This is a genomic window from Verminephrobacter eiseniae EF01-2 (assembly GCF_000015565.1).
GTDB classification, from domain to species: Bacteria; Pseudomonadota; Gammaproteobacteria; order Burkholderiales; family Burkholderiaceae_C; genus Acidovorax; species Acidovorax eiseniae.
The window spans coordinates 1,522,234-1,535,483 of record NC_008786.1; the positions used below are offsets into that span (position 1 = coordinate 1,522,234).

General features: G+C 59.8%; 13 protein-coding genes and 2 pseudogenes. 3 read left to right on the top strand and 12 right to left on the bottom strand.

The features are described 5' to 3' along the window. Window position 1 precedes the first annotated feature (1 nt). From VEIS_RS06630 to VEIS_RS06685, 12 genes are all read right to left on the bottom strand, one after another. The gene (locus VEIS_RS06630) at window positions 2-757 is read right to left on the bottom strand and encodes an alpha/beta fold hydrolase (protein WP_011809136.1); all 756 of its coding nucleotides are present in this window, start codon (window positions 755-757) and stop codon (window positions 2-4) included. 273 nt (window positions 758-1,030) lie between these two features. Next, complete coding sequence (locus VEIS_RS06635; RefSeq protein ID WP_041949861.1) at window positions 1,031-1,741, bottom strand: ABC transporter ATP-binding protein; 711 nt, start codon at window positions 1,739-1,741, stop codon at window positions 1,031-1,033. Beyond that, window positions 1,734-2,489 (bottom strand): ABC transporter ATP-binding protein, encoded by a 756-nt coding sequence (locus VEIS_RS06640; protein ID WP_011809137.1) that lies wholly within the window; start codon window positions 2,487-2,489, stop codon window positions 1,734-1,736. Before VEIS_RS06640 ends, VEIS_RS06635 begins: the two co-directional genes overlap by 8 nt. Further along, window positions 2,486-3,505, bottom strand: coding sequence for a branched-chain amino acid ABC transporter permease (locus VEIS_RS06645; RefSeq protein WP_011809138.1), 1,020 nt, complete (start codon window positions 3,503-3,505; stop codon window positions 2,486-2,488). The genes VEIS_RS06640 and VEIS_RS06645 overlap by 4 nt, the downstream gene beginning before the upstream one ends. A 2-nt stretch (window positions 3,506-3,507) precedes the next feature. Then, complete coding sequence (locus VEIS_RS06650) at window positions 3,508-4,380, bottom strand: branched-chain amino acid ABC transporter permease (RefSeq protein WP_011809139.1); 873 nt, start codon at window positions 4,378-4,380, stop codon at window positions 3,508-3,510. A gap of 46 nt (window positions 4,381-4,426) precedes the next feature. Continuing rightward, window positions 4,427-5,605 carry an ABC transporter substrate-binding protein gene (locus VEIS_RS06655; RefSeq protein ID WP_011809140.1) on the bottom strand — a complete coding sequence of 393 codons (1,179 nt, stop codon included), beginning with the start codon at window positions 5,603-5,605 and terminating at the stop codon, window positions 4,427-4,429. 138 nt (window positions 5,606-5,743) lie between these two features. Beyond that, window positions 5,744-7,174 carry a LysR family transcriptional regulator gene (locus VEIS_RS06660; protein WP_157048423.1) on the bottom strand — a complete coding sequence of 477 codons (1,431 nt, stop codon included), beginning with the start codon at window positions 7,172-7,174 and terminating at the stop codon, window positions 5,744-5,746. A 15-nt stretch (window positions 7,175-7,189) separates the two neighbouring features. Next, on the bottom strand, window positions 7,190-8,233 hold the full coding sequence (locus tag VEIS_RS06665) for a PDR/VanB family oxidoreductase (RefSeq protein ID WP_011809142.1): 1,044 nt from the start codon (window positions 8,231-8,233) through the stop codon (window positions 7,190-7,192). Between the two features lie 7 nt (window positions 8,234-8,240). Then, entirely contained in the window at window positions 8,241-9,275 is a 1,035-nt protein-coding gene (locus VEIS_RS06670) for an aromatic ring-hydroxylating dioxygenase subunit alpha (protein WP_083758578.1), read from the bottom strand. 62 nt (window positions 9,276-9,337) lie between these two features. After that, window positions 9,338-9,649: a protocatechuate 3,4-dioxygenase gene (locus VEIS_RS06675; RefSeq protein WP_011809144.1), complete on the bottom strand. Its 312-nt coding sequence runs from the start codon at window positions 9,647-9,649 to the stop codon at window positions 9,338-9,340. Between the two features lie 64 nt (window positions 9,650-9,713). Beyond that, window positions 9,714-10,805: an aromatic ring-hydroxylating dioxygenase subunit alpha gene (locus VEIS_RS06680; protein ID WP_011809145.1), complete on the bottom strand. Its 1,092-nt coding sequence runs from the start codon at window positions 10,803-10,805 to the stop codon at window positions 9,714-9,716. Window positions 10,806-10,829: 24 nt separating this feature from the next. Next, window positions 10,830-11,807, bottom strand: a complete 978-nt coding sequence (locus tag VEIS_RS06685; RefSeq protein WP_011809146.1) for a PDR/VanB family oxidoreductase — start codon at window positions 11,805-11,807, stop codon at window positions 10,830-10,832. Between the two features lie 225 nt (window positions 11,808-12,032). Between VEIS_RS06685 and VEIS_RS06690 the strand changes: the two genes are divergently transcribed. The 3 genes and pseudogenes from VEIS_RS06690 to VEIS_RS31505 all read left to right on the top strand — a co-directional run. Continuing rightward, window positions 12,033-12,719: a GntR family transcriptional regulator gene (locus tag VEIS_RS06690; protein WP_041950607.1), complete on the top strand. Its 687-nt coding sequence runs from the start codon at window positions 12,033-12,035 to the stop codon at window positions 12,717-12,719. A gap of 128 nt (window positions 12,720-12,847) precedes the next feature. Continuing rightward, window positions 12,848-13,034, top strand: a pseudogene (locus VEIS_RS31500) (DUF4372 domain-containing protein); the annotation flags it as partial. After that, window positions 13,031-13,221: pseudogene (locus tag VEIS_RS31505) on the top strand (IS4 family transposase); the annotation flags it as partial. The pseudogenes VEIS_RS31500 and VEIS_RS31505, both read left to right, overlap by 4 nt. Window positions 13,222-13,250 lie beyond the last annotated feature (29 nt).

Below are 13,250 nucleotides of genomic sequence, written 5' to 3' on the forward strand. Positions count from 1 at the left end.
TTTATCGCTCCTCATTGCGACCGCCCTTATCGATTGCGCCATCTGAATCTCGCAGCCACTCGGCAAGCGCTGTCGAGACAGCCTGCGGCTGCTCCATCGTCGTCATGTGACCGGAATCCTCGATGACTTTCAACTGTGCCGTGGGAATGGCTCGCTGCATCTCCTCATGTCGTGCCAGCGGGCTCCAGAGATCGTCGCGGCCGCACAGCAGCAATGTTGGACAGCGAATGCCTGGTAGGACAGAAGTGGCGTCCGGCCTCCCGAGTAGCGCGCGAATCTGCGACTCAAACATCTGCGGCGTGTTGCGACCGATCATGTCAAGGATAGCCTCGAACAGCGGCGTGTCGACACGACTTGGATGAACCATTCCGCGCGCCCAATGCGCACCCAGCGCGCGCATGCCGTCGGTGCGTGCGCGAGAAAGAAGCTGATAGCGTCCCACGCGCTCCCTTTCGCCGGTCTCTCCCTGTGGCAGGGGTTGGAATCCAGTATCCAACAAGGCAATTCGTTCCACCCGCTCAGGTGCACGCCGGATCACCTCCAACGCCACCCTGCCGCCCATGGAATGACCGGCGAGCGCGAAACGGGCCGAAGGGGCCACGCGAAGGACGTGCTCCGCCATCGATTCGATGCTGTCGAAGGCACTGTAGACAGGGACGTGACAATCGGCCAGCTCTGCCAGGTCGGCACACTGAGCAGCCCAGTTCGCGCGGTCGCAGAGCAAACCCGGCAAGAGGAGGAGGATCGGCTTCGTCACGGGCTGAACCTTTCATTGACACCTTTGCCAGGGCACGAGGCAGCGCTCGCTCCGCCGGCACGCCAGGCAAAATCAGCCGGATGGGTGCCGACGGGTTGGCTCGACTTGCCGGTGCTACCCGCAGAGGAAGTGGATGGTGTGCTCATAAACAGCTTGATATGGGAAATCGGCGCAAAGTTGCGTGATCGCTTCTTGGCTTCTTGAAGTGGCATGCAATCGGCGAGTGTTGCAATGCGCTTTATCAACCGTGCCCTTCATAGTCTCGATACGCTGCTAAGCGACCTCGAGGCCAATCAGCGACGACAGGCGCGCCGGATCGCCGCTGAGGGTCGGGCTGGCGCCTTCCCAAACGATGCGGCCACGGTCCAGGACAATGGCACGCTCGGTGAGCTCGAGGGCCAATTCAGCGTGCTGCTCGACCAATACGATGGACAGGCCACCATCGCTTCGCAGCCGCCGGAACGCATCGACCAGCCCATCGACAATGACCGGGGCCAATCCCTCGAATGGCTCGTCGAACAGGACGATCTTCGGATTGCCGATCAGCGCACGCCCAATCGCCAACATCTGCTGCTCGCCACCTGAGATCTGATGGCCGAGGTTCCCCTTGCGCTCTTGCAGGCGAGGGAACAATTCGTACACGCGCGAAAGTGTCCACGGACCGGGCGCAGCACCAACCTGCAGGTTTTCTTCGACCGTCAAGGAACGGAAAATCTCGCGCTCCTGCGGCACGAGACCGAGGCCAAGCCTTGCTCGCTGATGGGAGGGCAACCGAGTGATGTCCCTGCCGGAAAATCGAACCGTGCCCTGATGCACCGTGTTCAACCCTAGCAAGGTCGTCAGTAACGTCGTCTTGCCCACGCCGTTCCGACCGAGAAGCGCAAGCGCCTCGCCATTGCCAACCTGCATGCCAACATCTTCCAGGATGACGGTCTCGCCGTAGCCGGCATGCAACCCACGAACGTCGAGCAGTGCTTCAGTCATGGCCGCGCTTGCCCAAATAAACGTCTCGGACGTGCGGATCCGAGCGAATGTCGCTGACGCTGCCTTCCACCAGGATGCCGCCTTCAACAAGGACTGTGATGCGCTTGGCGAAGCGAAATACCAAGTCCATGTCATGCTCGATCACGAGCACTGCGACATCCTCGGGCAGTCTTTCGAGCAACTGAAATAGGCGTTTGCCCTCGGTGGACGGGACGCCGGCGACTGGCTCGTCGAGGAGCAGAACTTTCGGCTTGAGCGCCAGCGCCAGCGCGATCTCGACCTGGCGTCGCTGACCGTAGGCCAGCTCGTTGATACGGCGCCCTGCGAGATCGAGCAACCCCAAGGTGCGAAGCCCCTCGGCAGCTTCTGCCACCAGTGCTTCCCGCCGCGCAAGGGGCCTGCCAATTCGACCATCCAATCCGTGGCGTGCAGCGAGGGCGAGCCCGATGTTTTCCGCAACGGTCAGCCGCATGAACAGAGAATTGATTTGGAACGTCCGCGCCAGCCCCAACTTGACGCGCCGATCGGACGACAGCTTCGTGACGTCCTGTCCTGCAATCGACACACGTCCTGCCGTCGGCGAAAGTACGCCGGTAATGAGATTGATCAGCGTGCTCTTGCCCGCCCCATTCGGACCGATCAAGGCATGCCGCGCTCCGTGTGCCAGGCTGAGATTCACGTCACGCGTGACGGCCAGTGCGCCGAAAGTCTTGTGCAGGCCGTGGAGTTCGAGTGGAGGCGCGCTCACCGTGCTTGACTCCTATGGTTCGGGGACTTGGCAGCCTCTCGGCGCGACTTGAAGGCGAATCTCTCGATCAGTCCCATCAGGCCGTCCGGTGCAAAGCGAACGGCAAGAATGAGCAACACGCCGAGCGCTGCCAGCCAATTGGTCGGGTCGACCGCAGCAGCCCGGTCCGACAGCAGCATGAAGAGCACGGCCCCGATGAAGGCACCGTAGAGCCGCCCCGTGCCGCCCAGCGCCAGCATCACAAGAACGTTCGCCGACAACGTGAACCCGAGAGCATCCAATCCGACGATGCGATTGACCTGGGCAGACAAGGCTCCCGCAATGCCGGCCACGGCCGCAGAGATCGTGTAGATTGCGAGGAGACGCGCATACACGCGGACGCCGAGCATCCGCATGCGAACGGGATTTTCCCGGATGCCTTGCGCAGTCAGGCCGAGTGGCGAGTTCACGAAATACTTCGCGAATATGTAGACGAGCATGAGAACCACGGCAGCATAGACATACGCGGTGCGACCCTGGATGTCGAACTCGAAGCGACCTAGCAGGGGCGCAATCGAGTAGCCGGTCAGGCCATCGTCGCCCATGGTCACCTTCTTGGCGACATTTGCAAGCTCCAGCAGCAGCGTGGCGCTGGCCAGGGTCAGCATGATTTGTGTGAGGCCCTGGGTGCGCAGGACCGCGATGCCGGTCAACGCGCCCACGATCGCGGCGGCGGCAGCGCCGACAACCAAACCGCTGAAGGGCTCAGTGGAAATATGCAGCGCATACAACCCGGCCGCGTAGGCACCGCTCCCGAAGAATGCAGCGTGCCCTAATGTCTCGATGCCTGCATATCCCTGCGCCAAGTCCAGTGAGAGCGCCAGGATGATCATGATGAGCACGCTCACCGCCAGCGCAAGATACAGCTCCGCAAAGAAGAAGGTAGCGACCAGCGCAGCAGCAATCACCGCGTCGATTGCCGTAAAGCGTTGTCGCCGAAGCGCGCCCGCCATTGCTGAAATGTGGGTTGTGTTCATGCTCAGCTTCTGGGCACGAGGCCATGGGGGCGAATCAGAAGGATGGCGAGGACGGCGAGGTAGATAACGAAGGCGCCCAACGCTGGCACGTAGTAACGTCCGAGCGTATCGATCACCCCCAGCAGCAGACCCGCATATAGCGACCCGCGCAGGCTTCCAAGGCCCCCGACCGCAACGACGATGAGAACATGCACGAGATACTTCAGTCCGTAGTACGGCTCGATCGGCAAGAACTGGCTACCGAGGGCACCTCCCAATGCAGCGAGGCCGCATCCGATGGCAAACGTTACCGAGAAGACCAGAGGGACATCGATGCCCACACATCGGGCTATCCGTGGATTGTCGACAGACGCCCTCAACTTGGCCCCGAACGAAGTTCTTTCCAGGCCGAGCCACAGGCTGAGTCCCACTGCGGCACTCGCCCCGACGAGGAAGGCGCGGTACACGGACAGGCTCAATGGGCCGACGTTCCAGTTGCCCTGAAGGGAGGGGGGTATTGGCACGGACTGCAACTGGGTTCCACCGAGATTCTTGAACAGGGCCGTGATGACGAAGGCAAGGCCGATCGTCATGAGCATCTGTCCCAGGCCACTCGTCGCGTATACCCAACGATAAAGCGTTCGCTCGAGCAACGCACCGATCAGCATCGTGCCAATGACTGCGATCGGTACCGCCACGAAGAATCCGAGCCCTGCATGCTGCATGCTCCATAAGGCGAGATATCCGCCGATCATCGCGAATGCGGAATGTGCAAGGTTGACGACGCGCATTACACCCAAGGTGATCGTCAGACCAACGGAGATGAGGAACAACATCATTCCGTAGGCGACGCCGTCGATTACGAGCGACAGCAACGTGGCAAAGGCGGTGTTCATGGCGGCAGCAACGTCGGTTCGAGATTCGCCAGGCAGAAAGTTGCAGTCACTGCGGGTTGGCCTCGTGCCAAGGATCCTTCACTCCCGTAAAGGTCTGAAAAGATTTGTTGCCAAGCTGGCCGTCGATCTTCTCAACCTTGCGGATGTAGACGTTCTGCACAATCTCGCGTGTCTTCGGATCGATGCTCACCGGGCCGCGAGGACTCTCCCACTTGAAGCCCTTGGCGGCCGTGATGGCCTTGTCGCCGTCGCGAACGCCGTCGTTGGCACGGATCATCTCCGCGATCAGGCGCATCCCGTCATACGCAGCGAGTGACGCGATGCTCGGAAGTTCTGACTTCCCGTACTTCGTTTTGTATGCTGCAACAAACGCCTTGTTGGTGGCATTTTCGAGATGCGGTGAATAGTGCAGTGCAGTCGTGAGACCCAGAGCGCTATCGCCGATGGCTCCGAGATCTGCTTCGTTCGTCTCGGCATTGGCCAGCAGCGTGATGCCTGCCTTGTCGAGTTCCCGTTCCTTGAACGCCTTGATGAATCCTGCCGACATTGGTCCGACTGGCATGAACATGAAGACCGTTTGCGGCTGAAGATCACGCACGCGCTGAAGGTAGCTTGAGAAGTTGGTCGTTCCCAGAGGGACTTTGACCTCGCCAGAAAGCGTTCCTCCCAGCTTGGACAGAGTTTGTCCGAACGCGTCGATCGCATCCTGACCGGGAGCATAGTCAGCAGCGACAATTGCCGCCTTCTTTAGATTCTGGCTCAAGGCGTACTGGACGAGAGGAACGCTCACAGTCCAGGTGGTGAAACCCACGCGAATGAAGTACGGAGATTTTTGCGTGACGCTCGACGTCCCGGCGTTGCAGATCACGAATGGGGTCTTGGTTTGCGTCGCTACATCTGTGACGCCGAGGACGGTCGGTGTAAAAGTCCCACCAAGAAGATACTGAACCTGGTCGCGCACCACCAGTTCCTGCGCCAACTGGCGTGATTTTTGCGGACTGGTGCCGCCTTCGTCGCGGGCAAGGACAGTTACCGTATGGGTGCCTATCTTGTTGCCGATCTGTGCGAGATACAGGTCCACGCCGCGCTGGTATTCTTTTCCCCACCATGCATAGGGACCTGAGAACTGGCTGAGCAGCCCCACTTTGATCTCGGCCGCTTGAGCGCTAAACGCCATGCCCAGTGCACAGCACGCGCTGGCCATAATCAATCTTCTACGCAACATGATTTGTCTCCTTGGGCGCACGGGGCGCAGGTGGTTTATGCAACCGGGTTGGCGCCGATGTCGACGCACTATTGCCATATTCAGAAACAGAGGATGGCAGTGTCGGGCGCCTCAGTCGAATCAATTTGCCCTGAAATTTCATGCGTTTTGCGGATAGCCCAAGTCAAGTGAGTACACATTTGGCAATGCAGGAGCCATGCGGCACGGCGATATGCTCACACCGGGGTGGGCGCGGTCGGCTGCAATGTGGCTCGGCTGCAATGTGGCCGCGAGCACGCGCAACTCGTCGAGCAGTCCCGCTGAGCCAGGCGACAGCGATCCGTTGCGCCGCGTGGCCACACCGATTGCTCTTGACGCATCTCGCAACGCGAGAGGTACTTGAACCAGTTGGCCCGTGCGCAACTCAGCGTCCACTTGCAGCGGCGAGAGCAATGCCAACCGATCACTTTCCAGGAGTAGGTTGCGCACGACCGATGGGCTGTTTACCTGGAGTTGTGCTTCTGGACATGCGACGCCTTCGATCCGAAACGCGTGCTCAAATGCCGCACGCGCTGGGGTGTTGGGCAGTGGGACGATCCACGGATATCGGACCAGCTCGCGCAATCCGCGTGCGGTCTGCGTCAAAAGGCATGGATGTTGGGCGCGGGCGATGACCGTGAGCCCGTCGTCAAAGAGCATTTCTTGAGCGATTTCGGAGGGCGGCGAGTTCAACCTCAATGCACCTACGATCATGTCGACATCCGCACAGCGCAACATTTGGACGAGGGCGTCGTAAGTGCCATCCACAACGGTGACATTGAGGCGCGGATGCTTGCTGAGCAGGCGGTCAATCGCACGCGGCAACAGAAAGGCGCTGGACAGAGGCAGCGCTGCGACAACCACCCTACCTTGAAGGCGTCCTCCAAACGCAGCCAATTCATCCTCGGCGATTGCGATCTCGGCAAAGGCAAGCTTCACACCGCGAAGCAGGGCCTCCCCCGACTCGGTGAGCCGCGTGCCCCTGGGCGTGCGCTGAAACAGCGACACGCCAACGAGATACTCCAGTTTCAGCAAATTTCGATGGATCGTTGGCTGGGAACACCCCAAGCATTCACCGGCACGCGGGCCGCTTCCCATGTCTGCCACTGCGATCAAGCTCGCGAGCGCCTGTGGCCCCACCGCGGCAGAAAAGCGCGCAGCACGGCTAATTTCGCATTGGGCCGATCCCACCAAAGCGATGGCTCGGCTGCAGCCTTTCGCCAGTTCTTCGAAGGCCCGCCGCGCGCGTGTGCCGAGAATGCGACCCGCTGCAGTCGGCAACATGCCTCGCGCGGTACGGTCGAACAACGGGAATCCGAGGCCGGCCTCTATATCCTGCAACGCGCGCGTCACGGCGGGCTGCGAAAGGTGCAGCACTTCAGCCGCTTTACCCACAGCGCCTTGGTCGACGACTGCGACAATGGCACGCAGTCCGCGCAGCTTGACGCGCAAGGATGGTCCATCGGGCTTGCTCTCCATCTTTGCGACGCGCAGCGTTTGAACTTCGCGTAGGTGCGACGTGGCAGTCACGGTGTCGAGAGCGGCGAACATACGGCAGCGAACCATTCAGGGCAGGTGCGACGGATAGACGCATTGCCTGAGGCCGCAGTCACTCAGAATTTCGATGCGCCCAAAGTCTGGATCCCCTCGGAACGCCGGTTCGATGACGATGGTTCCACCCGCAACGCGGGATACACAAGCACAGACCTTCTTGTTATGTGCGCGCTGTTCCCCGCTGAAGAAGACATCTCGATGGTCAATCTCGCCATCGACGCTCAGCACGTCCATCGCACAAAGGCCGCACTCTCCACGTCGACACTCCGACAGCACTCCTACGCCAGCAGACGTCAGTGCATCGAGCATCGATCGATCCTCGGCCACGACGACTTCCAGGTTCAAGCGCGGAATCTTTACCAGGAACGATGTTGCGGCGTGGTGGCCGCTTGAGCCAAACGTCTCGAAACGAAGTTTCGACAGTGCTCGTTTCTGGAGCGCCCACTCTTGTCGCACTGCATCGAGCAGACCGATGGGGCCGCACATGTAGAGTTCCCCCTCTGCAGGAAGAGCGCTGACCTCCGCCGCAATATCGACCATCTTTCCTTCGTCCGCCGGAAAGACGGTGACCCGCGCGCCAAGTATGTTGCCCAGTTCTTCTGCGTAAGCCAGTTCATTCCGACTGCGCGCGGCATACAGCATCCGGACACTCGCGCCAAGCTGGTTCAGCGCGCGTGCCATCGCCACAATCGGGGTCACCCCGATTCCGCCAGCCAGAAGCAGGTAGTGCGGCGCGCCGCGGGATAGTTCGAAATCAGAATGCGGCTTCGTCGCATGCAGCCGCATGCGGGGCTCCAGAGTCCACATGAATCGGGAGCCGCCGCGGCTTTCCGCAAGCAGTTTCACCGCAATGGTCACGATTGCATCTTCCGATCCCGAGACAACAGAATAGGAGCGCTTATCGGGCTGCCCATCAATGGTCACACGGACATTGACGTGTGAACCCGGGGCGGCAGCTTGGCGCTCCGGATAAACAAGCTCGAACTCCCGCACAGTCGGCGTCAGGTCGCGGATGCGCCGCACCTCCACCTGCATCCATTCGTCGTGGTAATTCATGGCGTTCTCAGGCCGCCGCGATAGGAATCGGGCGGCGCCGGGTTTCCTTCTCGATCATCGCGTCGATCAGACGCCGGGCCCAGAGCGAGCCCGCGTCGATGTTCATGTTGTAGAAGTCGCGATCCGGGTTCTTGTCGATCGCGCGTTGTTGTGCCTCGATGACGATCTCGTCTTCCAGAAGAATCCCCCCAGCTCCTTGCAGAATTTCGCGCGTCACGCGCTGTTCGTGCACACGATAGTTTCGAAGGTGGCACCAGAAGTAGTAGCACGACTTTGCCGTGGACGGGGTAGGAATGTGGATCACCCACATCCCGACGCCAGCCTCGCGATGGCCTTCCGGTGCACCGCTTCCTGCGGGGGCCACTCCGACGTCGAGAACGATCGTGGAAGGCGCCTTGAAATGAATAATCTGCCAGCGGTCCACGGGGCCGGGCTTGCCGAGTTGCGCGCCCCAGAATGGCGGAGCATCCTCGTTGAGCACCCAGCGCCGTATCGTGGCCGTGGTTTCGCCATGCACCGCATCGAAGGGCGCCTTCGCCAGCGCTTCATTGCCTATGCTCGATCCATGCACATAAGTCTCGTGCGTTAGATCCATCAGGTTGTCGATGACGAGTCGATAGTCCGCTTTGACCTCCGTCATCCGGCCATCACCAGTCCAGGCAGGATCGTTCATCCATCGCAAGTCCGGCACCAAAGTTGGGTCGGCCAGCGCGGGGTCTCCCGGCCAGATCCAGACGAAGCGATGCCGTTCGACGATCGGAAAGGCCCGCACACAGGCCGACGGATTGATCGTCTCTTGGCTCGGCATGTGGGTACAACGACCTTCACTGTCGAACCGGAGTCCGTGATATCCGCAGCGCACGTCGTCGTCAACGATGGTGCCGAGCGAGAGAGGTAGAAGGCGGTGCCAACAGGCGTCCGCCAGCGCCACCGCTGCGCCGTTTTGCTTGCGGTAAAGCACGATGTCTTGGTCGCATACAGTGCGCGCCAGCAGCTTGCGACCGACTTCGGCATCCCATGCGGCGACGTACCAGGAATTCAAGGGAAAGGTTGAGGATGCATTCACTTGTGGCTTTCGGAAAGTGGTTGAGTCAGGATCTCGAGTTACCGCATGCTCGGAACTTGCCGGGTCTGCATAAACTCCTCGAACGTCTGGCCTCGCATCAGGGCGTACACGACAAGGTTTGGCGTCTTCACGACGCGGGCATACTTTTCGAGCACAAAGAAGTTGGCGCCGTATCGAACGAGGCCAATCCAGTCGAGCCGACGAATCATGTCCTTTTCCTCATCCGTGAGGCCGGCGTCCGTCATGGCCTTCTCGCCGTCTTCGATGTATTCGTGGCGCGACTCCGCGCGGATCATGTTCCACAAGAGGACATATGATCGTCCGGGATGCGACACGTAGGGTTTGGACATGCGACGTCCCGATGCCACCGATTATTCTTGCCACGTCTTGTTTCCAATCAATGTGCGGGGTCGTTCAAAGCCGATATCCGGCTTCGGCAGCGGCGCGGTGATAAAGGCTGCGACGCATCAACAGCGCTGGCTTGTCCGGGGCAAAATTGAGGTCGAATTGCTTCTCGTGATCTTTCCGGACGACTTCGAGGATCCATTGCAGGGCATCCACGTCCTCTAGATAGGCTTGCGTCGAAGCGTCGGAGAGGAATTGGTCCGCATCTGCATCGTCGAGCTTGAAGTTGCGTGAGTTGAACCACCAATAATGGATGCTTGTCTGCGTCTCCGGCGTGATGAGGTGGGTGATATTGAATCTGTACTCGGCCTGCTTGCCAGCGTCTGGCGCAAGGTCGATGATCTTTGCGAAGGCGGTGTGTATCGCGGGTGAAGCGAAGCGGGCTTCCGAAAGACGATCGACTTTTTTGTCCATGATTCCGGCTGGAATGCCATAGATACCCGGCGGGGCCGAGTTGCGAAGCGCGCGGTCGATGATGACGACGTCGCCTTCCTCCCGGACGTTGAGCTTTGAACGGGCATACTCGGGGGTACCAACGGTGCCGGGATGCAGGAAAGGGAAGTGCGTTTGATCCAGCAGGTTCTCGTGCATCGAAACATAGTCCGACTGCATATGGAAGTCACCCGTAACGCTCTTCCAAAGTGGGTCGCTCAGCCAATGCGTGCCTGGCACCAAGGCTTCATCGGCCTTGTCCGGATCTCCCATCCAAATCCACACCAGAGGAGCGCGCTCGACGACTGGAAATGTGCGGACGCTCGCATTCGTCGGCACGATGGGCATGGAGGGCATGTTGACGCAATGACCCGATGGGTCGAACTGCATGCCGTGGTAGCCGCAGACAAGGATGTCTCCCACAAGTTTCCCCTTGGCGAGAGGGAATGAACGATGGGGACACCTGTTGCGCACTGCAATCGGCTCACCTGCCAACGTCCTGTAAAGCGCGACGTCCACTCCGAGTAACCGCCGGCTGATGATGTTTCTTGAAATCTCACCGCTGCGGCCGGCGATGTACCAACAGTCACGCACGAGCGGCGTGGTGTGGTCGGCGAATCCTCCGGATTCAAAAACAAACGGCGGCTCTATTTCCATCAATTCAGACATTGGTTGCTCCATCGAGTTTGTGAATCAGGCATCGAGTAGTAACCGCGCGCCTTTGATGCGGGACACGCAAATGCAAAGCGTTTTCTGCGATGTGCGCTCCTCTTCGGACAGGTATGTGTCGCGATGTTGAATGGGTCCATCAGCCTCGAGCACGGTCATCGGGCAGAGGCCGCATTCGCCGCGCCGGCAATCGTGGAGTGCGTGGACACCTGCAGCAGCCAGAGCGTCGAGAATGGTGGTGTCGCGGCCGACATGGATGCGACGCTTGGACGCCTTGAGTTCGACGTCAAAGGGCACTTCATCTCCAGTAGGCCCCGCGATGAAAAGCTCGCTGCGGACTCGTGTATCGACCCATCCGAGCGTCGAAGCCTCCCTGCGGGTGGCGTCGACCATCGCGGCAGGTCCGCATATGTAGACCGTCGTACCCCCGGGTTGGGCAGTCAGCAGTGCCCGGAGGTCGAGGTGGTTGTCGGAGCCGCTTTCGTGAATCCTGCCGCGCGCCCCTGCCAAGCGTTGGACGTCAGCACAGTAGGCCAAGTCGGCACCTGCACGTCCAGCGTAAACCAACTCGAAATCACGATGCCGGCGGACTAGGCTGCGCAACATCGACAGGATTGGTGTGATTCCGATGCCCCCTGCGAGAAGAAGGCTCTTCGTGTCGCGTCGATCCAGCGGAAAGTTGTTCTTGGGCACCGACACGCGCAAGATGGTGCCGATCCCGAACGAGTCGTGGATGTGTGCAGATCCGCGCCGGCGATCCTCGCGTTGCACAGCGATCCGGTAGGTGTCGGGAGTGTCATCCCACAACCCGGCACCGCCCACGAGCGAGTAATGCCGAATGATGGGACCGCTTTCTGGAGAAACGGTGTGCAGCTCAATGTGGGAGCCGGGCGCGTAGCTGGGCAACGGCGAGGCATCCAGCGAACAGAGTAGGTATTCGCGCACCCTTGGAGTTAGCTGCCGAATGCCTTTTACCACCACCTCGAGAAGACTTTTCTTCACTGGCCGCTTTCATGTGGGCAAGCCCCGCTTGCGTTGGGTCAAATGTATTTGGGATCCCGAATTGCATCAAACATGGTTTACCCTTGCTTGAAATTCCCTATGCGGGATCCAAAGATTGGTTTCGGGATCCCAGGACGGCGGGATGTGTTACCTTGAGGCTTACCCTGCGCATTTATTTTTCGTATGTTCTTGCCACCAATCGGCAACCTTGGCGCTTCGTCTTCCATGAACCAGACAACCACCATGCTCCAGTTGCGCGAGATGATCCTGCGCGGTGAACTCGCGCCGGGCGAACGCATGCGGGAAGCCGATCTCGCAACCCGGCTAGGCATCTCCCGTACACCGGTGAGGCAGGCGTTGCCGGCACTGGCACAAGAAGGGCTGCTGGTGAGATCTGGACAACGCGGATTTGCGGTACGCGCATTCGGTCCGGGCGAGAGTCTGGAGGCGCTTCGATTAAGAGCGTTGCTCGAAGGCTTCGCTGCACGGCAACTGGCTGAACGAGGAGTCAAGGCATCCTTGCTCGACGCCTTGCGAGACACGCTTCGGGCCGGCGACGCACTATTTTCCACTCGCACTCTTCATGAAGACGACGAAGTCAGGTATGGAGAGATGAATTTGCGCTTTCACTCTTTGGTGCTCGAAGGGGCCGGCATGCCCTTGTTGGCAAGCTTCGCTGCGCGATGTAATCTTGTTCCGTTCACCAGCCCCGACAGCATTGCGTTTTCCGCAGTGGGGAGGCAAGCAATGTTCGACCTGTTGTTTTACGCACATCGTCAACATCACTCAATCGTGGAGGCTATCGTTGGCCGTCAAGCAGACAGGGCGGAGTTCCTCTTCCGAGAACACGCGGTCGGCCAAGAGCACAGCATGAGTCTGCAGCAAGGAAATAGCGCACTACTGTCCGGTTAAATGATCGACGCCAAGGCCGAAATCGAACGCTGGCGCCGGCTGCAAGGCCGATTTTGCTTGCTGCCGACTTGGACTTCGATCTCGAAAACGGCGTACTTTGCCGGGTCTCACAGACTCGGGAGGTACCCGTGTACATCGGCAAGACCTTGTTTGCTCAGGTCATGGAGTTTTCGTGCCATGGACCAGCTTCGCTCGCATCGTGCAACGCTCGGTGGCAACTCGGGCATGCGCACGTTGTCCTGCGCCGAACAGTTTCGCGCCATGGCATTCGCTCAATGGACGTGGCGAGAGAGCCTGCGCGACATCGAAGCCAGCAGGTGATGCTTAATGGGCACTACTCGACCAAGAGATATCCCCGGCACATGCGCCGCATCCGATTCAAGGACCCGGAATCGGGCAAGACGCTGATCTTTCTGACCAACCACATGGCGTTGCCGGCGTTGACGATCGCTGCGCTCTACAGCTCTACGAGAGCCGATGGCAGGTCGAGCTCTTCTTCAAATAAGTGGAACGGGACGCATGCGCTTTGCG

What these genes read in the sequence shown, in the direction of transcription:
- VEIS_RS06680 (WP_011809145.1), bottom strand. Translation starts at nt 10,805, where the DNA reads ATGTCTGAATTGATGGAAATAGAGCCGCCGTTTGTTTTTGAATCCGGA.
- VEIS_RS06660 (WP_157048423.1), bottom strand. Translation starts at nt 7,174, where the DNA reads ATGTTCGCCGCTCTCGACACCGTGACTGCCACGTCGCACCTACGCGAA.
- VEIS_RS06665 (WP_011809142.1), bottom strand. Translation starts at nt 8,233, where the DNA reads ATGAATTACCACGACGAATGGATGCAGGTGGAGGTGCGGCGCATCCGC.
- VEIS_RS06650 (WP_011809139.1), bottom strand. Translation starts at nt 4,380, where the DNA reads ATGAACACCGCCTTTGCCACGTTGCTGTCGCTCGTAATCGACGGCGTC.
- VEIS_RS06645 (WP_011809138.1), bottom strand. Translation starts at nt 3,505, where the DNA reads ATGAACACAACCCACATTTCAGCAATGGCGGGCGCGCTTCGGCGACAA.
- VEIS_RS06655 (WP_011809140.1), bottom strand. Translation starts at nt 5,605, where the DNA reads ATGTTGCGTAGAAGATTGATTATGGCCAGCGCGTGCTGTGCACTGGGC.
- VEIS_RS06635 (WP_041949861.1), bottom strand. Translation starts at nt 1,741, where the DNA reads ATGACTGAAGCACTGCTCGACGTTCGTGGGTTGCATGCCGGCTACGGC.
- VEIS_RS06690 (WP_041950607.1), top strand. Translation starts at nt 12,033, where the DNA reads ATGAACCAGACAACCACCATGCTCCAGTTGCGCGAGATGATCCTGCGC.
- VEIS_RS06675 (WP_011809144.1), bottom strand. Translation starts at nt 9,649, where the DNA reads ATGTCCAAACCCTACGTGTCGCATCCCGGACGATCATATGTCCTCTTG.